The 19,042-nt window shown below is 63.6% G+C and carries 16 protein-coding genes; 8 read left to right on the top strand and 8 right to left on the bottom strand.

Annotated features, from left to right (window positions below; translation table 11 throughout):
• Positions 1-112: 112 nt before the first annotated feature.
• The gene (locus AC5ZG5_RS23695; RefSeq protein ID WP_456644050.1) at positions 113-2,161 is read right to left on the bottom strand and encodes a methyl-accepting chemotaxis protein; all 2,049 of its coding nucleotides are present in this window, start codon (positions 2,159-2,161) and stop codon (positions 113-115) included.
• Between the two features lie 245 nt (positions 2,162-2,406).
• Here AC5ZG5_RS23695 and AC5ZG5_RS23690 point away from each other — a divergent pair, with 245 nt between their 5' ends.
• The 4 genes from AC5ZG5_RS23690 to AC5ZG5_RS23675 all read left to right on the top strand — a co-directional run bounded on the left by AC5ZG5_RS23690 (position 2,407) and on the right by AC5ZG5_RS23675 (position 7,389).
• A complete protein-coding gene (locus tag AC5ZG5_RS23690) occupies positions 2,407-2,892 on the top strand; it encodes a (2Fe-2S)-binding protein (RefSeq protein WP_028162342.1) in 486 nt (161 codons plus the stop codon).
• A gap of 84 nt (positions 2,893-2,976) precedes the next feature.
• Positions 2,977-5,316: a xanthine dehydrogenase family protein molybdopterin-binding subunit gene (locus AC5ZG5_RS23685; protein ID WP_456644051.1), complete on the top strand. Its 2,340-nt coding sequence runs from the start codon at positions 2,977-2,979 to the stop codon at positions 5,314-5,316.
• A gap of 15 nt (positions 5,317-5,331) precedes the next feature.
• Positions 5,332-6,132, top strand: a complete 801-nt coding sequence (locus tag AC5ZG5_RS23680) for an FAD binding domain-containing protein (RefSeq protein ID WP_456644052.1) — start codon at positions 5,332-5,334, stop codon at positions 6,130-6,132.
• A 150-nt stretch (positions 6,133-6,282) separates the two neighbouring features.
• Complete coding sequence (locus tag AC5ZG5_RS23675; protein WP_456644053.1) at positions 6,283-7,389, top strand: CaiB/BaiF CoA transferase family protein; 1,107 nt, start codon at positions 6,283-6,285, stop codon at positions 7,387-7,389.
• A gap of 107 nt (positions 7,390-7,496) precedes the next feature.
• Here the strand turns inward: AC5ZG5_RS23675 and hppD are convergent, their stop codons facing one another.
• Positions 7,497-8,612: a 4-hydroxyphenylpyruvate dioxygenase gene (hppD, locus tag AC5ZG5_RS23670; protein WP_456644054.1), complete on the bottom strand. Its 1,116-nt coding sequence runs from the start codon at positions 8,610-8,612 to the stop codon at positions 7,497-7,499.
• Between the two features lie 121 nt (positions 8,613-8,733).
• On the opposite strand from hppD, the gene AC5ZG5_RS23665 reads away from it, so the two are divergent.
• Together AC5ZG5_RS23665 and AC5ZG5_RS23660 are read left to right on the top strand one after the other, a co-directional pair.
• On the top strand, positions 8,734-9,210 hold the full coding sequence (locus tag AC5ZG5_RS23665; RefSeq protein WP_456644055.1) for an Lrp/AsnC family transcriptional regulator: 477 nt from the start codon (positions 8,734-8,736) through the stop codon (positions 9,208-9,210).
• 85 nt (positions 9,211-9,295) lie between these two features.
• Positions 9,296-9,607 carry a DUF1272 domain-containing protein gene (locus tag AC5ZG5_RS23660; protein WP_456644056.1) on the top strand — a complete coding sequence of 104 codons (312 nt, stop codon included), beginning with the start codon at positions 9,296-9,298 and terminating at the stop codon, positions 9,605-9,607.
• 100 nt (positions 9,608-9,707) lie between these two features.
• On the opposite strand, the gene fahA is transcribed toward AC5ZG5_RS23660, so the two are convergent.
• The 5 genes from fahA to AC5ZG5_RS23635 form a co-directional block, all read right to left on the bottom strand.
• On the bottom strand, positions 9,708-10,979 hold the full coding sequence (gene fahA, locus AC5ZG5_RS23655; RefSeq protein ID WP_456644057.1) for a fumarylacetoacetase: 1,272 nt from the start codon (positions 10,977-10,979) through the stop codon (positions 9,708-9,710).
• A 154-nt stretch (positions 10,980-11,133) separates the two neighbouring features.
• A complete protein-coding gene (hmgA, locus tag AC5ZG5_RS23650; protein WP_456644058.1) occupies positions 11,134-12,480 on the bottom strand; it encodes a homogentisate 1,2-dioxygenase in 1,347 nt (448 codons plus the stop codon).
• 2 nt (positions 12,481-12,482) lie between these two features.
• On the bottom strand, positions 12,483-13,439 hold the full coding sequence (locus AC5ZG5_RS23645; protein ID WP_456644059.1) for an MBL fold metallo-hydrolase: 957 nt from the start codon (positions 13,437-13,439) through the stop codon (positions 12,483-12,485).
• A gap of 12 nt (positions 13,440-13,451) precedes the next feature.
• Entirely contained in the window at positions 13,452-13,685 is a 234-nt protein-coding gene (locus AC5ZG5_RS23640; protein WP_456644060.1) for a DUF2783 domain-containing protein, read from the bottom strand.
• Positions 13,686-13,692: 7 nt separating this feature from the next.
• Positions 13,693-15,306, bottom strand: a complete 1,614-nt coding sequence (locus tag AC5ZG5_RS23635) for an FAD-dependent oxidoreductase (protein WP_456644061.1) — start codon at positions 15,304-15,306, stop codon at positions 13,693-13,695.
• Between the two features lie 217 nt (positions 15,307-15,523).
• Between AC5ZG5_RS23635 and AC5ZG5_RS23630 the strand changes: the two genes are divergently transcribed.
• The gene (locus AC5ZG5_RS23630) at positions 15,524-15,973 is read left to right on the top strand and encodes a MarR family winged helix-turn-helix transcriptional regulator (protein WP_245287210.1); all 450 of its coding nucleotides are present in this window, start codon (positions 15,524-15,526) and stop codon (positions 15,971-15,973) included.
• Positions 15,974-16,357: 384 nt separating this feature from the next.
• Here AC5ZG5_RS23630 and AC5ZG5_RS23625 read toward each other — a convergent pair whose 3' ends face one another.
• Positions 16,358-17,164: an N-acyl homoserine lactonase family protein gene (locus AC5ZG5_RS23625; RefSeq protein ID WP_456644062.1), complete on the bottom strand. Its 807-nt coding sequence runs from the start codon at positions 17,162-17,164 to the stop codon at positions 16,358-16,360.
• Between the two features lie 370 nt (positions 17,165-17,534).
• On the opposite strand from AC5ZG5_RS23625, the gene AC5ZG5_RS23620 reads away from it, so the two are divergent.
• Complete coding sequence (locus tag AC5ZG5_RS23620; RefSeq protein ID WP_456644063.1) at positions 17,535-19,013, top strand: caspase family protein; 1,479 nt, start codon at positions 17,535-17,537, stop codon at positions 19,011-19,013.
• The last annotated feature ends 29 nt before the right edge of the window (positions 19,014-19,042 follow it).

The following is a 19,042-nucleotide window of genomic DNA, read 5'->3' as shown; positions in this document are numbered from 1 at the left end:
GAAGGCGGGGACCCATAACCACAGGAAGCTGTTATGACGCGAGCAAGCAGTTGCAGCGGAGCACACCACAAACGCCTGTGGTTATGGGTCCCGGGTCAAGCCCGGGACGGAGCTACGCCGCGCGGATGTTCGCCATGAAGCGGTCGAGCTCGTCGCGCAGGCGCGTGCTTTCGGACGATAGCGAGCGTGCCGAGTTCAGCACCTCCTCCGACGCGGAGCCGGTCTCGGTGGCGCCCCGGTTGACGAGGGTGACGCTGGTGGCGGCTTCCTGTGTGCCCTGCGCGACATTCTGCACGCTACGGGCGATCTCCTGCGTCGCCGTGCTCTGCTGCTCGACTGCGCCGGCGATGTTGGCGGCGATCTCCGAGATCTGGCCGATGGTGCCGCCGATCTCCTTGATGGCGGCAACCGACTCTTGCGTCGCCGACTGCATGCCCGCGATGTGACTGGAAATCTCCTCGGTCGCCCGCGCGGTCTGGCTGGCGAGCGATTTCACCTCGGAGGCGACCACCGCGAAGCCGCGGCCGGCATCGCCGGCGCGTGCGGCTTCGATCGTCGCGTTCAGCGCCAAGAGGTTGGTCTGCTCGGCGATCGCGGTGATCAGCTTGACCACGTCGCCGATCTGTTGCGCCGCGAGCGAGAGCTTCCCGATGCGGGCGTCGGTCTGCTCGGCCTGACGCACCGCAGCATCGGCGATCCGGCTGGACTCCTTCACGCGGCGTCCGATCTCGTCCACGGAAGCCGACAATTCTTCAGTAGCGGAAGCCACCGACTGCATGTTGCTGGACGCCTCCTCGGAGGCACCCGCTACCTGGCTTGAGAGGTTCTGCGTGGTCTCAGCGGTCCGCGTCAACGTGCCCGCCGCGGTCTCGAGCTGCACCGCCGAGGCCGAGACATTGGCGACGATCGAGCCGACCGCCGTCTCGAACTCGTCGGCGAAGCGGATCAATTCAGTGCGGCGTGCCGCGGCGCTCGCCTTGTTCTGCGCCTCCTGGCTTGCGGCGTCGCGCTCGGCCTTGGCGATCGCCTGGAGCTTGAATTCCTCCACCGCGCCGGCCATCTCGCCGACTTCGTCCTTGCGGCCGAGCCCCGGCAGCACGACGTCGAAATTGCCGGCCGCAAGCTCGCGCATTGCGGCGCACATCGCCCGGATCGGGCGCGAAATGCCGGTTCCGAGCAGAAAGGCGAGAACGGCGCCGAACACGAAGCCGCCGGCGGCGAGCATCAGAATGAACCGCTCGGTCGCGCCGATCGCGGCGTCCGACTCGGTTTCCATGCGCTTCTGGTCGGCGAGCAGGTCCGATTTCATCACGCCGGAGCCCTGATTGATGGCGGCCGCGGATTCCGTCATCTCGAGGGTCAGCTCGTCGATCGATTTCGCGTTCTCGATCAGCTTCGAGAGCGCCTCCCGATACTCATCGAGCATCTTCGTCAGCTCTTTGAGCGCAGCGACGACCTTCTCGTCGGTCGAAGAGACCGCCTTCAGCGAGTTCTCGACGAATTTCAGCCGAGCCAGCCCGCTGGTTGCGGTGATTTTGTCGGAATTGACCACGAAGGTATTGACGAGCGCGCTCGCCTGCTGGAATTGCGAGCCGACCTGCTTGGCGCCCATCTCGACGGCGGACAGGCCGGCTTCGGCCGCGTTGGAGGCGAGATCGTCGAGCTTGTAGCGCAGCGAGTTACCGCCGCGGGCGAGCTGATTCTGCGCGAGCAGCCCGCTCTCTTCCTTGACCTTCAGGATTTCGGCAAAGATCTTGGTGAAGGCGCGGAACTCGCGCTCGAGTTTCGTCACCTGCTCGACCCGCGCAGGGTCGGTGGTACCTTTCATTGCCTGGAGGATGGCCTCTTTGAGGCTGGCCTCAGCCGCGAGCGCCGCCTTGCCGTCCTCCTCCTTGCCGGTCGCCACATAGTAGCGCGCCAGCGAACGGTAGGAGATCAGCTCGCGGTCGATATTGCGCGCCAGATCGGCCTCCCGGACGCTCGCGCGGTAGGCGGCGACGCCTGCGGCGATACGCTCAAAGCCGAGATAGGCAAAGCCCATGCTGGCGGCGGTAATCGCCAGCACAGCGGCAAAGCCCAGGATGATTTTCGCACGAAATCGAAGGGTCGGCACTCGCGACCCCACACGCCCCAGTAGTCCCACCCCAACCCCCGTCTTCATTCTGAAAACAAGTGGTGTCCGGGAATCGTTGCCCGGACCCGACGCGCAAAGCTAAGGCAGAATCGATAAGAGCTAGTAAATTCAGCAGACATTTCGGAGAGGTTGTGGAGTACCCCGCCGGGAGGCGCAGCTCCTCGTCCTCGCCCGATGTCATGGCCGTGACAAAGGTAGGCAAAATCCTAGTTGCCAAGTTCCTCGCCGCTGTTTCTAATTGGAATAATTAAAAGCATCCGGAGGAACGACGCGTGTCTACAGTCAAGCTGACGGTGAACGGCAAAGCGGTATCCGTCGACGTCGAGGACCGAACCCTCCTCGTCCATCTCCTGCGCGAAAACCTGAACCTGACCGGCACCCATGTCGGCTGCGATACCAGCCAGTGCGGCGCCTGTGTGGTCCATATTGACGGGCGGGCGGTGAAATCCTGCACCGTGCTGGCGGGCCAGGCGGCGGGTTCGAACGTCACCACCATCGAAGGCATCGCCAAGGGCGACGAATTGCACCCGATGCAGGCGGCATTCCGCGACAATCACGGCCTGCAGTGCGGCTACTGCACGCCGGGCATGATCATGTCGGCGATCGATATCGTGCACCGCTATGGCGGCGAGCTCGACGAGACCACCGTCCGCCACGAGCTGGAAGGCAATATCTGCCGCTGCACCGGCTACCATAACATCGTCAAGGCGGTGCTGGACGCCGCCGGGCGCATGAAGGTCGCGCAAGCGGCGGAATAGCCGCCGCCCGCCACATCTCGTCAAACGCCGCCGGGCTTCGATGGAAGCGGCGGGACATCACATCTCCGGTCGGGAGGATTCACAATGGGCATCGAAGGCATTGGCGCAAGCGTCGTCCGCAAGGAAGACCGCCGTTTCATCACAGGCAAAGGCCGTTACGTCGACGACATCAAATTGGTGGGCATGACCTATGCCCAGTTCATCCGCAGCCCCCACGCGCATGCCAAGGTCAAGAGCATCGATTCGAGCGAGGCCCTGAAGAAGCCCGGCGTCATCGCCGTGCTCACGGGCCAAGAGCTCGTCGACGACAAAATCGGCAATCTCATTTGCGGCTGGGCCATCACGTCGAAGGACGGCTCGCCAATGAAGATGGGCGCGTGGCCGGCGATGGCGCCGGAGACCGTGCGCTTCGTCGGCCAGGCCGTCGCAGTCGTGATCGCCGAGACCAAGAACCAGGCGCGCGACGCCGCGGAAGCCGTGGTGGTCGATTATGAAGAGCTGCCGGCAGTTTCTGATATCAAGGCCGCGATCAAGCCGGGCGCGCCGCAGCTTCATCCGGAAGCCTCGGGCAATGTGGTCTATGACTGGCATCTCGGTGATGAGGCCGCGGTGAAGGACGCCTTCAGCAAGGCGGCGAATGTGGTGACGCTTGAGCTCACCAACAACCGCCTGGTGCCGAACGCGATGGAGCCGCGATCGGCGATCGCGGACTATGACGCGGCCGAAGAGCATTTCACGCTCTATACGACCTCGCAAAACCCGCATGTCGCCCGTCTCGTGCTGTCGGCCTTCTACAATATCGCGCCCGAGCACAAGCTGCGCGTGATCGCGCCCGACGTCGGCGGCGGCTTCGGCTCCAAGATCTACATATACCCCGAAGAGATGGTGGCGCTGTGGGCCTCCAAGAAAGTCGGCCGCCCGGTGAAGTGGACCGGCGACCGCACGGAAGCTTTCCTCACCGATGCGCATGGCCGCGACCATGTCTCGAAGGCCGAACTGGCGTTCGACAAGGACAACAAGATCCTCGGCCTCCGCGTGAAGACCCACGCCAATTTCGGCGCCTACATGTCGCTGTTCTCCTCGGCCGTGCCGACCTATCTCTATGCGACGCTGCTCTCGGGACAATACGTCATCCCGGCGATCTATGCGGAGGTGATCGGCGTCTATACCAACACCACGCCGGTCGATGCCTATCGCGGTGCGGGCCGTCCCGAGGCGAGCTACCTGATCGAGCGGATAATGGAAACCGCGGCGCGGCAGTTGAAGGTCGATCCGACCGAACTGCGGAAGAAGAACTTCATCACCCAGTTCCCGTACCAGACGCCTGTCATCATGACCTATGACACCGGCGACTTCCATGCCTCGATCGACGCGGCGATGAAGGCAATCGACTATGCCGGCTTCCCGGCGCGCAAGGCGAAGGCGAAAGCGGGCGGCAAGCTGCGCGGCATCGGCGTGTCCTGCTATATCGAAGCCTGCGGGATTGCGCCGTCAAAGGCGGTCGGCAGCCTCGGCGCCGGCGTCGGCCTCTGGGAATCGGCGGAGGTGCGCGTCAATCCGGTCGGCACGATCGAGATCCTCACCGGCTCGCACAGCCACGGCCAGGGTCACGAGACCACGTTCTGCCAGATCATCGCGGACCGCCTCGGTGTCCCCATCAGCCAGGTCTCGATCGTCCATGGCGATACCGACAAGGTGCAGTTCGGCATGGGCACTTACGGCTCGCGCTCGATCGCGGTCGGTGGCGCGGCCATCGTGAAGGCGATGGAAAAGGTCGAGGCCAAGGCCAAGAAGATCGCCGCGCACGCCCTGGAGGCTTCCGAGAACGACATCGTGATCGAGAATGGCGAGTTCAAGGTCACCGGCACCGACAAGTCGATCGCGCTGCCGATGGTCGCGCTCGCCGCCTATACTGCACACAATCTGCCTGATGGCATGGAGCCGGGGTTGAAGGAGACGGCGTTCTACGATCCGACCAACTTCACCTTCCCGGCCGGCGCCTATATCTGCGAGCTCGAGGTCGATCCCACGACCGGCAAGACTTCATTCGTCAACTTCGTGGCGGCCGATGATTTCGGCCGGCTGATCAACCCGATGATCGTCGCGGGCCAGGTCCATGGCGGACTCGCGCAGGGAATCGGCCAGGCGCTGCTCGAAAGCGCGGTTTACGACAGCAACGGCCAGCCGGTCACGGCATCCTTCATGGACTACACCATGCCGCGCGCCGACGACCTGCCGTCGTTCCAGATCTCGCACACCACGACGCTGTGCCCGGGCAATCCGCTCGGTGTCAAAGGCTGCGGCGAGGCTGGCGCAATCGGTGCGTCTGCCGCCGTGATCAACGCGATCACGGATGCGATCGGCAGCAACAAGCTCGAAATGCCGGCGACGCCCGATCGCGTCTGGCATGCCATTCACGGTTAACGAGGAGCGTGAGCCATGTACGAGACCATTTATCATCGCGCTTCATCGGTCGACGAAGCGGCTGCCCTGTTCGCCAAAGGTGAGGAGCCGAAATATCTCGCTGGCGGTCACACGCTGATCCCCGTGATGAAGCAGCGGCTGGCCTCGCCATCTGACGTTATCGACCTCGGCAAGATCAAGGAATTGATCGGCGTGGACGCGACGGCCGACGCGCTGACGATCAAGGCGGCGACGCCGCATTGTGACGTGGCGCAGAACAGCGCGGCGCAAAAGGCGATCCCGGCAATCGCCTATCTCGCCTCGCTGATCGGCGACCCCGCGGTGCGCCATCGCGGCACGATCGGCGGCTCGCTCGCCAACAACGATCCCGCCGCGGATTACCCGGCCGCAGTGCTGGCGCTCGGCGCGACCATCAAAACCAACAAGCGCATGATCGCAGCCGATGACTTCTTCCAGGGACTGTTCTCGACCGCCCTTGAAGACGGTGAGATCATCACGGCCGTGTCGTTCCCGATTCCGGCCAAGGCGGGCTACGCCAAATTCCCGCACCCCGCCTCGCGCTTTGCGTTGACCGGCGTGTTCGTCGCCAAGACCAAGGACGGTGACGTCCGCGTCGCCGCGACCGGCGCGTCGCAAAGCGGCGTCACGCGCGTCGGCCCGATCGAAGCGGCGCTGAAGGCGAACTGGTCGGCAGCCGCGCTCGACAGCGTGCAAATTCCGTCTGCCGGATTGCTCAGCGACATCCACGGCTCCGCCGACTACCGCGCCAACCTCATCAAGGTGATGGCGCAGCGCGCGGTGACGGCGGCGGGCTGATCCGGAGCATCCTACCTCCGCCTGTGACAACGGCGCGCAGTGATGCGCGCCGTTCCACTTTCGATCAAGGTCTTCGGAAAAAGCGCTTGCAAGGCCGGGCATATCGCCCGACAATTTAGCTAATCGCCTAATTAAAACACGGATGGAAACGTGCTCGATAAACCCGCCCCTCAATCCGCTGTCCGCACCTCCGGCCCGCTCGCCGGCACCCGCATCGTCGAATTCGCGGGCATCGGCCCCGGCCCATTCGCCTGCATGATGCTGGCAGATATGGGCGCCGAGGTCATCACCCTCGACCGCCTCGGCGCCGGCAAGAATCTCAAGGGCGTTTCCACGCGCGGGCGCAAGGTCGTCGAGCTCGACCTCAAGGACAAGGCCGCGGTCGCGCAGGTGCTCGATCTCCTCGCCAATGCCGATGCGCTGATCGAGGGCTTTCGTCCCGGCGTGATGGAGCGGCTTGGCCTCGGTCCTGACGTCGTGCTCGCGCGCAACCCGAAGCTGGTCTATGGCCGCATGACCGGCTGGGGCCAGGAGGGCCCGCTCGCGAACGCGGCTGGCCACGACATCAACTACATCTCGATCACCGGCGCGCTGGCCGCGATCGGCACCAAAGAGAAGCCGGTGCCGCCGCTCAACCTTGTCGGCGATTTCGGCGGCGGCGCGCTCTATCTCGTGGTCGGCGTGCTAGCCGCGCTGTTGGAAGCGTCAAAATCCGGCAAGGGTCAGGTGGTCGATACCGCGATGTGCGACGGCGCGGCGTCGCTGATGTCGATGTTCTTTGAACTGGCCGCAAGCGGCCGCTGGGTGGAGGGACGCGACCAGAATATGCTCGACGGCGGCGCGCATTTCTACGGCGTCTACGAATGCGCCTGCGGCCATTTCGTCTCGATCGGTTCGATCGAGCCGCAATTCTACGCGCTATTGCGCAAGCACGCCGGCCTCAATGAGGCCGAGTTCGACGCCCAGATGGACCGCAAGGCTTGGCCCGTGCTGAAAGAAAAACTCACCGAGATATTCAAGAGCAAGACGCGCGAGGAGTGGTGCAAGATCATGGAAGGCACCGACATCTGCTTCGCGCCGATCCTGACCATGGCGGAAGCCCCGAACCATCCGCACATGGCCGCGCGAAAGGTGTTCGTCGAACGGCATGGCGTCACGCAGCCGGCGCCCGCGCCGCGCTTCTCGCGGACACCGTCGGCGATCAGGGAGCCGGTGACAGCGGAGCTTGGCGATGTGCTGAGCGCGTGGAAGCGATAGCCGCCGCCTCTATCCGCTCGGCGTAGGGGTAGGCAAAGCGCAGCGTGCCCGCCATCAAGAGCAGCGCAAGAAGAGGTGGGCACGCTGCGCTTTGCCCTACGGCAGCCTTACGCTGCGTGGTCCACCTTCAGCACGCCGCGGCGGATCTGGTCTTCCTCGATCGATTCGAACAGGGCCTTGAAGTTGCCCTCGCCGAATCCGTCGTCGCCCTTGCGCTGGATGAATTCGAAGAAGATCGGTCCGATCGCATTGGCCGAGAATATCTGCAGCAGCACCTTGGTCTGGCCGCCATCGACCACGCCCTCGCCGTCGATCAGGATGCCGTTCTGCTGCAGCCGCGCGACATCCTCGCCATGCCCGGACAGGCGCTGGTCGATCTTCTCGAAATAGGTGACAGGCGGTGACGGCATGAACGGCAGCCCGGCCGCGCGCAGCGTCTCGATGGTCTGGTGGATATCGCGCGCGCCGCACGCGATGTGCTGGATGCCCTCGCCGCGATAGAGGTTGAGATATTCCTCGATCTGTCCGGAATCGCCGGCATCCTCGTTGATCGGAATCCGGATCTTGCCGTCCGGACTGGTCAGGGCGCGCGAGAACAGGCCCGAGGCGCGGCCCTCGATATCGAAGAAGCGGATCTGGCGGAAATTGAACAGTCTGGCGTAGAAGCCGGTCCAGACATCCATGCGGCCGCGATGGACGTTATGGGTGAGGTGGTCGATGTAATAGAGCCCCGAGCCCTCAGGCCGCGGGTTCTTCTCGCCGAGCCATTCGAACTCGAGATCATAGGCCGAGCCCTTCGCGCCATAGCGATCGACCAGATAGAGCAGGCTGCCGCCGATGCCCTTGATCGCGGGAACATCGAGCGTCTTCTGCGCGGCATCGTCGGCCGGCTCCGCGCCGAGCGACAACGCGCGCTCATAGGCGCGCCTGGCATCGACCACACGGAACGCCATCGACGGCGCGCACGGCCCATGCGCGGCGACGAAGTCATGGCCGTGGGTACCAGGCTCCTCATTGACGAGATAGTTGATGTCGCCCTGGCGATAGACCGCAATCTTCTTCGTCTTGTGGCGGGCGACCGGCACATAGCCCATCAGCTTGAACAGGCGGTGCAGCTCTTCCGGATGCGGGTGGGCATATTCGACGAACTCGAAACCATCCGTGCCCATCGGATTGTGGGCGGTGATTTCGGCCGGCGGCGCATCGTGCGGAAACGGACCCATTGGCGATTCTCCCTACTTTGGTTGACCGAATCTCCGCCGACCGGGCCGCAAGGTGCATGCAAAATGGCACGCGATGGATTAGCATCATGCACAATCTGTGCATTATGACGGCAAATGGCGCATGATCCAGTTGGACACCTTCGATCTTAAGATCCTCGCCGCATTGCAGGACGACGGCCGGTTGACCAATCAGCAGCTCGCCGATCTCATCGGACTATCGGCCTCGCAATGCTCGCGGCGGCGGATGCGACTGGAAGAGGAGAAAGTGATCTCGGGCTATCACGCCGACCTCGCCGGCGAGGCACTCGGCTTCGAGCTGATCGCCTTCATCCAGATCACGCTGGCGACGCACTCGCCCGACAACGCGAAGAAATTTCGGGAGCTGGTCAACCGCGTCGATGCGATCCAGGAAGCCTATTCGCTGACCGGAGACGCCGACTATCTCTTGAAGGCCGTGCTGCGCGACCTCAAGAGCCTGTCCGACATCGTCAACAATGTGCTGATGCCGCACCAGAGCGTCGCCCATGTGCGCTCTTCGATCGTGCTGGACCGGCTGAAGGAGAGCGCGAAATTGCCGTTGAGGGCGTTGGGCACGTAGCATGGCGCAAATCGAGGGAATTCCGTCATTCGAATTGCGGGCCTAGTTTGCGATGATCCGTCCCGCTTCAGCCTGAGAAACGACCATGGCGCTGCAACTGCGACCGAACTGCGAATATTGCGACAAGGATCTGCCGCCGAACGCGACGGAGGCGATGATCTGCTCCTATGAATGCACCTTCTGCGCGGATTGCGTGGAGCACAAACTGTTCAACGTCTGCCCGAACTGCGGCGGCGGCTTCGCGCCGCGGCCGATCAGGCCTTTGCAGGAATGGCGCGCCGGCGTGTGCGTGGTCAAGCAAACGCCGTTGGAGAAGCGGGTGCATCTGAAATACAGTCTGGAGGATGTTGCGGCGCATTCGGCACGACTGCGCCACATTCCGTCGGAACAGCGGTGAATCCTCTCCGTCATTGCGAGCGAAGCGAAGCAATCCATGCCTCCACACGAGGAGAGATGGATTGCTTCGTCGCTTCGCTCCTCGCAATGACGGCGTATGGCTATTCCGCCGCCACGATCGTGCCCTCGACCTCACCGAAGCCGACGCGATAGCCGTCACCCTGGCACCAGCCGCGCATGACGAGCGAATCGCCGTCTTCGAGGAAGGAGCGCTTGATGCCGCCTGCAAGTTCGACGGGCTCAGTGCCATTCCAGCTTATCTCGAGCAGGCTGCCGCGCTGGTCCTTCTCTGGCCCGGAGATGGTGCCACTCCCCAAGAGGTCGCCGATATTCATGGCGCAGCCAGAGGAGGCGTGGTGCAGCAATTGCTGCACCGACGACCAGTACATGTATTTGAAATTGGTGCGGCAGATCCGCGTCGGCTCGTTCATCCCGGCCGCACGCAGGCCTACGTCGAGCGTGAGATCATAATTGTTCGGCTGCGTCTGGCGCAGATACGGTAAGGGCGCGGGCTCCTGTATCGGCCCTTGCAGGCGGAACGGCTCCAGCGCCTCGCGCGTCACCACCCATGGGCTGATCGAGGTCGCGAACGCCTTGGCCTGGAACGGACCGAGCGGAACATACTCCCATTGCTGGATGTCCCGCGCGCTCCAATCGTTCAGAATGACGAAACCGAAGATCATCTCTTCGGCCTGTTGCTCGCTCAGCATCTCGCCCATCGTTGACGGCTGGCCGACGACGGCGCCCATCTCGAGTTCGAAATCGAGCCGCTTGCAAGGACCGAAGCTCGGCACCTCCACATTTGGCGGCTTCAATTGGCCGCGCGGCCGGCGCACTTTCGTGCCGCTCACGACGACGGTCGAGGCGCGGCCGTTGTAGGCGATCGGCATGTGCAGCCAGTTCGGCTGCAATGCGTTGTCCTTGCCGCGGAACATGATGCCGACGTTGGTGGCGTGCTCCTTGGACGAATAGAAGTCGGTGTAGCCGGCGACCGTGATCGGCAGGTGCAGCTTCACGTCGGCCATCGGCACCAGCGCACGCTGGCGCAGGCGCTCATTGTCGCGCAGCTCGGGATGGTCGTGGCGCAAGAGTTCACTGATCCGCGCGCGGGTGCGCGACCAGACCTTTGGACCAAGAGCCATGAACGGGTTGAGCGAGGACGCGGCGAATACTGCGGGTTCGACCACATCGATGCGGCAGTCCTGCGCGAGCTGCCAGAGATCGAGTACGTAATCGCCGATCGCAACGCCGATGCGCGGAGCCAGACCGTCCTTGGACGAGAACACGCCGTAGGGCAGATTCTGGATCGGGAAATCGGACGCGGGATCGACGTCGATGAAAGAGCGGAGTTTTGGATCGTTGGGGTGGGACATGCTTTCCTGCCGGATATTTGTGACGCATTCTCCACTCGTCATTCCGGGATGCGCCGGAAGGCGCAGGCCCGGAATCCATTCGGCCACAGACACGGGTGGACAGATGGATTCCGGGCTCGCGCTGCGCGCGCCCCGGAATGACGGAGAGCTTACACTATGGCCTGCCCGGATCGAACCGCTTCTCCAGTCCCTTCCAGCAATCGGCATAGTCGTCCTGCAGCGTCGCCGACTTCGCCGCGAATTCGGTGACGCGCTGCGGGAAGCGGGTTTCGAACATGAAGGCCATGGTGCCCGTGAGCTTCACCGGCTTCAACTCGCCATTGCTGGCGTGATCGAACGCCTCGCGGTCGGGGCCATGCGGCAGCATGCAGTTGTGCAGCGAGATGCCGCCGGGGACGAAGCCCTGCGGCTTGGCGTCATAGACGCCGTAGATCAGGCCCATGAACTCCGACATGATGTTCATGTGGTACCAGGGCGGACGGAACGTGTTCTCCGCCACCATCCAGCGCTCCGGGAAGATGACGAAATCGATATTCGCGGTACCCGCGGTCTCCGACGGCGAGGTCAGCACCGTGAAGATCGAGGGATCGGGATGATCGAACCCGATCGCGCCGACCGGCGAGAAGGTGCGCAGATCGTATTTGTACGGCGCATAGTTGCCGTGCCAGGCGACCACATCGATCGGCGAATGCGGCAGCGTCGTCTTCCAAAGCGAGCCGCCCCATTTCACATAGAGCTCGGTCGGCGTGTCCTTGTCCTCATAACTGGCGACAGGCGTCAGGAAGTCGCGCGAATTGGCCAGGCAATTGGCGCCGATCGGGCCACGCTCCGGCAGCGTGAAGGCGCCGCCGTAATTCTCGCAGAGATAGCCGCGCGCGGGGCCGTTCGGAATCTCGACGCGGAATTTCACGCCGCGCGGGATCACCACGATCTCGCCGGGCTCGGCATCGATGCGGCCGAACTCGGTGACGAGGCGAAGATTGCCCTGCTGCAGCACGAACATCATCTCGCCGTCGGCATTGTAGAAATGCTGGTCCACCATCGATTTGGTGATCAGATAGACATGCGCCGCCATGCCGGCTTGCGTGTTGGCGTCGCCGGCCGTGGTCATGGTCTGCACGCCCTGCAGGAACGTCTGTTCCTGCGACGGCATCGGCGCCGGATTCCAGCGGAGCTGCTCGATCGGCATCTCGTATTCGTGGCAGGGCGCGGTGCGCCACAGCCCGGCATCGGCTTTCTCAAACCGGCCGGAGTGTTTCACGGACGGCCGAATCCGATAGAGCCACGAGCGCTCATTGGCGCCGCGCGGCGCGGTGAAAGGCGAGCCGGACAGCTGCTCGGCATAGAGCCCATAGGCGCAGCGCTGCGGCGAGTTGCGCCCGACCGGCAGCGCGCCGGGCAAGGCCTCGGTCTCAAAGCTGTTGCCGAAGCCGGACATGTAGCCCGGCGTGATTTGCGCGGAGCTCTTGGCGATCACATCAGGCGAGGTGTTGATGTTCATGGTCATCCTCCTCCTTGCAGCGCGGCCCACATTTCGCGGTCGCGCTTGTCGGTCCAGATCACGGGATCATCGATCCCGGACGCCTCGTCATAGGCGCGCGAGACGTTGAACGGCAGGCAATGCTCGTAGATCGCGAAGCTCGAGAATTTCGGATCCATCACCTCGCGCGTCGCCGCCATCGTCTCCTTCAGCGTGCGCCCTTTCGCCACGGAGGCCTCGGCTGCGCCGTAGAGCGTGTTGACGAAATCACGCGTCATCGCGATCGCTTCGCGCGTGGTGGCAAGGCCCTTCAGCGCGTCGCCACGTCCGGGCGCGATCGCCTTGGGATTGAAGGCGCGGATCTCGTTCAGCGTCATCGGCCATTCGCGCAAATGCGCATCGCCGCAATAACAGGCCGAGTGATATTCGATGAGATCTCCGGAGAACATCACCTCGGCATCCGGCACCCAGGCGACGATGTCGCCGGATGTGTGGCCGGCGCCAAGCTGCATCAGCCGCACTTCGCGCTTGCCGAGATAGATCGACATCTCGCCCTCGAAGGTGAGCGTCGGCCAGGTCAGGCCCGGAATGCTCTGGGCGTCCTGGAACAGGCGCGGGAAGCGGCCATACTCCGAATCCCAATCCTGCTGGCCGCGCTCCTCGATCAAACGATAGGTCTCCTGCGAGGCGACGATGCCTTGCGCCTTGTACGCGGAGGCGCCGAGTACGCGCACCGCGTGGTAATGCGACAGCACGACATATTTGATCGGCTTGTCGGTCACGGTGCGTACGCGCTCGATCACCTTGTTCGCCATCGCCGGCGTCGCCTGCGCGTCGAACACGAGGCAGCCGTCGTCGCCGACGATCACGGCGGTGTTGGGATCGCCCTCGGCGGTGAAGGCGTAGAGATCGGTGCCGATCTCGGAGAAGGTGATCTTCTTCTCCGCAAGATCGGTGGTGGACGCAAAGCCTTTTGCCATCGGGTGTCCTCGTTATTGTTGCTGCTGTTGTTGCTGCTGCTGCTGGCTCGCCTCCAGCATCCGCCGCTTGGCGAGCGCGATCGCTTCGCGCAGCACGTCGATGTCGCCGATATGGTTGGCGAGCACGAGCACCAGCGCGGCATCGAGATCGGCGCTCTGCGCCTCCGTCAAGCCGCGATGCGCTTCGACGACGGCGCGGAAGGCATCGTCCGGTTTTGCGAAGTTCGAGCTGGTCGACAGCGCCATGGCAACCTCAATTGAATCCTGTCGCGCGCGCCAGCGCCGCCTCTAACAGCGGCTGCGTCGGGCGACGGAAGCGTGCGGCGATATAGCCATCGGGCCGCAGCAGATAGGCGGTGCCGGGTTCGGCATCGTACCGCTTGCCGACGAGACCGGTGGTATCGGCGAAACCATCGTCGCCACCGATCCGGATCGTATTTACGCCATCCGGCACATCCACCGCGGCGCCATTACCAAACTCCAGCAGCGTGAACCCCGTTCCCGCGCCGATAAACGCTTCGGTCAGGAACTGCGGATTGCCGCTGCGTCCAGCAATCGGCGCATCCGGCATGGACGCGCCCGGCCGTGGCCCGCCGCACCATGCGTCACCATCCGGCGTCGACAGCGGCGTGTCGTAAACCGACGGCACCGACAGCCGTCCACCATTGACCATGCGCTTGCCGAACTCGGTCTCGTTCGCCAGTGCCAGCACCGCCTGGCGCAGCCTTGCCTCCTGCCGCGAGGCAGGCGCCATGAAATCGGTGGAGCGGGTGGATTCGCGGATGTTCTCATCCGCCGCGGCGCTGCGCTCGATGTGATAGCTCTCGAGCAGCTGCTCCGGCGAAATCCCGCGCAGCACGCAGTCGAGTTTCCACGACAGATTCTCAGCGTCCTCGAGCCCGGAATTGGCGCCGCGCGCACCAAAGGGCGAGACCTGGTGCGCGGCGTCGCCGGCGAAGATCACGCGGCCATGGATGAACTTGTCCATCCGCCGGCACTGGAATTTGTAGAGGGAAATCCACTCGAACTCGAACTTGTCGTGGCCGAGCATGCGCGCAATCCGCGGCCGCACATTTTCCGGCTTCCTTTCGTGCACTGGGTCGGCATCTGGATGGAGCTGCAGATCGATCCGCCAGACATCGTCCGGCTGCTTGTGCAACAGCGCCGAGCGCCCGGCATGGAACGGCGGGTCGAACCAGAACCAGCGCTCGGTCGGGAACGCCGCCGTCATCTTGACGTCGGCGATCAGGAACTGGTCCTCGAACACCTGGCCGGAAAATTCCGCGCCGACCATTTTGCGCAGCGACGAGCGTGCACCGTCGCAGGCGATCACGAAGGAAGCCCGAATCCTGTAGGCGCCCTCCGGCGTCTCGATCGTCAGCGCCACGCCATCGTTGCGGCTTTCCAGCGCAACCACCTTGTTGCGCCAGCGCAGGTCGATCGCCGATAACTCGCGCACGCGATCGACCAGATAGGCCTCGGCATAGAATTGCTGCAGGTTGATGAAGGCCGGCCGCTTGTGACCGTCCTCCGGCAACAGGTTGAACTGATAGAGCTGGGAGGCGCCATGGAAAATCTTACCGACGCTCCACACCACGCCCTTCTCGACCATGCGGTCGCCGACGCCAAGCCGGTCCCAATATTCCAGCGAGCGCTTCGCGAAGCAGATCGCGCGCGAGCCTTCGCCGATCCGGTCGGCGTCGTCGAGCAGCACCACAGGTTGCCCGCGCTGGGCGAGATCGATCGCGAGCGACAATCCCACAGGGCCGGCGCCGACCACCACGACCGGATATTCAGCCGCGTTAGCCGCTACCCGATCCTGGTCGGCATGCCTCTGATAGCCGAACTGGGTTTTGCCCTGCGTCATCCGCTCAAACCCTTGCCGCTTCCTCGTGGCCCTGTTAAATTAGTTTCACGTGCAACGATCTTAAACCCCCTGACGGCACTGCCGTCAACTCCTCCTCGGAGGCATTTTGACGAAATCGGTTTCGAGCGACGACATTGCGGCGACGCGATCCGAACCCGACTCGGTCGCGCCGCAGGAGGACGCGGCGGCCAAGAAAAGGCTCGACCTCTTCCATTTCATGCCGTTCCGCCTGAACCGATTGGCGGCGGAGGTGAGCTCGGCGCTTTCCGCCGAGTATCAGGCGCGCTACGGGCTCGACATCCCCTCATGGCGCGTGCTGGCGACGCTCGGCTTCCGCCGCGAAGCCTGCAGCGCGCAATACATCGCCGATTGCACGCGGACACATAAGTCGACCATCAGCCGCGCCGTCACCACGCTGATGGAACGGCAGATCATCGAGCGCGTCGAGAATGCCGACGACCGCCGCGAATTCCGCCTGCAGCTCACCCGCAAAGGCAAGGCGCTGTACGAGGAACTGATCCCGCGCCTGCTCCGAAGGGAGCAGGAGATTTTCTCATGCCTGTCGGCGCAGGAGCGGCGGCAACTCGGAAAACTGCTCGGCAAGATCGAGCACGGCCTTGAGCTGGTGCAGACCAGCGAAGAGGCGGACGCGAAGGAAACGTATTAGAGCATGATGTCATTTGGTTGAATCGGCGTGACCGCGATTGTCCACCTCTCCCATAGGGAGAGGTCGGCGCGCAGCGCCGGGTGAGCGGTTACGGTTCCTCGATGGAGCTCATCCCCCTCACCCGGATCGCATCTCACGATGCGATCCGACCTCTCCCCGTCGGGGAGAGGTAAGGCACCTCCGACGTGGCGCCAATTCGACCTGATCTCATCATGCTCTAGGACGTACCGTTGTGAGACCCTCATGGTGAGGAGCCGCAAAGCGGCGTCTCGAACCATGAGGCCCGGCCGGTGGCCTCATCCTTCGAGACGCCTGCTGCGCAGGCTTCTCAGGATGAGGGGCGGCTGATGTGCTTCGTAACGACGCGCAAGGCGCCAGCAACACCTACTTCGCAAACGAGCGCGAGGGCGCCAGATGCAGCGCATACGCATCGACCTTGTCGCTCGCGCGCGGATAGATCTCGGCGACGATTGGATCATGCCCGGGGATGAAACGATCGGGATGTCCGGCGAGCCGCTCGACGGTTTCCCAGCCCATCGCCATGTCGCCGATATTGTAGACGATCGGAAACGGACTGCGCTTGTGCAGATTGGCGTAGTAATGCGCGGCATCGGATGCCAGCACCACGGGGCCGCGCGCGGTTTCGACCCGCACCACCTGCAGCCCATCTGAATGGCCGCCGACACGGTGCACGGTGATTCCAGGCGCGACCTCGCCATCTCCAGAGTGGAACGTGACGCGCTCGCCATACACGTGGCGAACCATCAGCGTCACATGCTCGATCGAGAACGGGTGCCGCAGCATGCCATTGCACATGCATCGTCCGGTCGCGTAGCTCATCTCGCGTTCCTGCAAATGGAAGCGAGCGTTCGGGAAGCGATCGAGATTGCCGGCGTGGTCGTAATGCAGGTGGGTGACGATCACGTCCCGAATCGATGCCGCCGAAACGCCAAAGCGATCCAGCGCATCGACCGGATTGAGAGTCAGCTTGCGGGCGCGCAGCTCGGCCTCCTCGGCATTGAAGCCGGTGTCGACCAGAATGTCGCGGCCCGCTCCCCGAACGAGCCAGACGAAGTAATCGAGGGCCTGCGCCGCGGTCTCATGCGGATCGGGCGCAAGAAAGTTCATGTTCGGGGTGCGCGGCGACATCGTCGCATAGCGCAGAGCATAGATCTCGTAGGCGTTTCCCATTGGCGTCGCTTTTCTTGGTTGAGTGGCCGCTTGCGCGACAAGCAAGCCATTGTCATCCGCAAAGGTCAAATCCTGCAGGCCTGCTGCGGCTGCATGACAGGACGGTGCGAGCCAATGTGAGAGGGCGTCAGGGTGAGGGGGTGTCGCATTGCGGTCCGCGGCGTTATCGACGGAACCAGCGCTGCCACCGGAACAACCGTGCTTCATTCCCTGCCGGAAGCCGCTTCTTCGCGCTTAATTGTCGCAATTAACGACGACGGCGCAAGTGGTTGACGGCCCATGGGCGCGGTTTGATAATGCCGGTTGCGTGAAGTAAGGTCGCCGCGGCGCAGACCGGGATCGGCGTCTTTTTGGCTAGACTGCGGCGATTATGCACATCTGCTTTGCTTTACTCCTCACATTGATTTTTGCCGTCGCCTCGACCGCACCCTCTTTCGCTGCGGGCGACCGCTTTGCCCTGGTGATCGGCAACGCCAAATATCCGGACGCGGATGCGCCGCTGAAGGAGCCGATCAATGACGCGCGCGACGTCGCCGACGAGCTCAAGCGCGACGGCTTCAGCGTCGACATCGGGGAAAATCTAACCGGCGAACAAATGCGGCACGCCTTCGAGCGACTCTACGGCAAGATCAAGCCGGGCTCGGTCGTCCTCTTGTTCTTCTCGGGCTATGGTATCCAGTCCAGCCGCCAGAGCTATATGATCCCGATCGATGCCCAGATCTGGAGCGAGGCCGACGTCCGCCGCGACGGTTTCAGCCTCGAGACGGTGCTCGGCGAGATCAACAGCCGCGGCGCCGGCGTCAAGATCGCGCTGATCGATGCTTCCAGGCGCAACCCGTTCGAGCGCCGATTCCGCAGCTTTTCAGCCGGCCTTGCGCCGGTGATCGCGCCGAACGGAACGCTGGTGATGTATTCGGCGGCGCTGTCGTCCGTGATCTCGGACAATGGCAGCGACCACAGCCTGTTCGTGCGGGAATTGCTCAAGGAGATCCGCACCCCCGACCTGATGGCCGAGGAGACGCTGAATCGCACCCGTGTCGGTGTCACCCGCGCCTCGCGCAGCGAGCAGGTGCCGTGGATCTCGTCTTCGCTCGCGGAAGATTTCTCTTTCGTTCCAGGTTCAGCGGCGCGGCCGCTGAGCCCGCCGCCGCCCGAACCTCCGCCGCCACCGCCGGCTCAGTCGGCGGTCGCCCCACCTGCCCCGCCGTCGCCGCCGCCCGCGCCTCCGGTGCAGACCACCACGGCGCCGCCTCCGTCCGAGCAGTTGCCATTACCACCGCCGCCGATGCCGCGGCCGGCGGACGTCGCCACACCGTCGACGCCACCCGCCCCGAAGCAGGCCGACACGCTTGCCGATGATCCGACCATCAAGACCCTGACGGCACGGCTCAATGACAATCCGGATGATGCAGCAGCTCTTTACCGCCGCGGTCAGGTCTATGCCAGCAAGGGCGCCTACGAGCTCGCGATCAAGGACTTCGACAACTCGCTTCGATTAAACCCCAAGGATGTCGAAGCCTACAACAACCGCTGCTGGGCCCGCACCGTCATCGGCGACCTGCAGGCTGCGCTGAAGGATTGCAACGAGGCGCTGCGGCTGCGGCCGAATTTCGTCGACGCGCTCGACAGCCGCGGCCTTTTGAATCTGAAGAGCGGGCAGACCAAGAACGCCATTGCCGATTTCGATGCGGCGCTGAAGCTCAATCCCAGGTTAACGTCATCTCTCTACGGACGCGGGCTTGCCAAAAAGCGCAACGGCTCGGTCGCGGAAGGGGATCTGGACATCACCAACGCCAAGGCGATGGACCCGAATATCGTCAAGGAATTCTCCGATTATGGCGTGCAGTGACGATAATTTGGATAGCTGGTTCCGTCCGG

It is taken from the genome of Bradyrhizobium sp. Ses1 (assembly GCF_059512365.1).
Note: the sequence above shows the minus strand (reverse complement) of the source record. Positions and strands in the feature narration are given on the sequence as shown.

Excerpts from the sequence above, each read along its gene's own strand:
- AC5ZG5_RS23695 (WP_456644050.1), bottom strand. The coding sequence starts at position 2,161 with ATGAAGACGGGGGTTGGGGTGGGACTACTGGGGCGTGTGGGGTCGCGA.
- AC5ZG5_RS23685 (WP_456644051.1), top strand. The coding sequence starts at position 2,977 with ATGGGCATCGAAGGCATTGGCGCAAGCGTCGTCCGCAAGGAAGACCGC.
- AC5ZG5_RS23680 (WP_456644052.1), top strand. The coding sequence starts at position 5,332 with ATGTACGAGACCATTTATCATCGCGCTTCATCGGTCGACGAAGCGGCT.
- hppD (WP_456644054.1), bottom strand. The coding sequence starts at position 8,612 with ATGGGTCCGTTTCCGCACGATGCGCCGCCGGCCGAAATCACCGCCCAC.
- AC5ZG5_RS23665 (WP_456644055.1), top strand. The coding sequence starts at position 8,734 with ATGATCCAGTTGGACACCTTCGATCTTAAGATCCTCGCCGCATTGCAG.
- AC5ZG5_RS23660 (WP_456644056.1), top strand. The coding sequence starts at position 9,296 with ATGGCGCTGCAACTGCGACCGAACTGCGAATATTGCGACAAGGATCTG.
- fahA (WP_456644057.1), bottom strand. The coding sequence starts at position 10,979 with ATGTCCCACCCCAACGATCCAAAACTCCGCTCTTTCATCGACGTCGAT.
- hmgA (WP_456644058.1), bottom strand. The coding sequence starts at position 12,480 with ATGAACATCAACACCTCGCCTGATGTGATCGCCAAGAGCTCCGCGCAA.
- AC5ZG5_RS23645 (WP_456644059.1), bottom strand. The coding sequence starts at position 13,439 with ATGGCAAAAGGCTTTGCGTCCACCACCGATCTTGCGGAGAAGAAGATC.
- AC5ZG5_RS23640 (WP_456644060.1), bottom strand. The coding sequence starts at position 13,685 with ATGGCGCTGTCGACCAGCTCGAACTTCGCAAAACCGGACGATGCCTTC.
- AC5ZG5_RS23635 (WP_456644061.1), bottom strand. The coding sequence starts at position 15,306 with ATGACGCAGGGCAAAACCCAGTTCGGCTATCAGAGGCATGCCGACCAG.
- AC5ZG5_RS23630 (WP_245287210.1), top strand. The coding sequence starts at position 15,524 with ATGCCGTTCCGCCTGAACCGATTGGCGGCGGAGGTGAGCTCGGCGCTT.
- AC5ZG5_RS23625 (WP_456644062.1), bottom strand. The coding sequence starts at position 17,164 with ATGGGAAACGCCTACGAGATCTATGCTCTGCGCTATGCGACGATGTCG.
- AC5ZG5_RS23620 (WP_456644063.1), top strand. The coding sequence starts at position 17,535 with ATGCACATCTGCTTTGCTTTACTCCTCACATTGATTTTTGCCGTCGCC.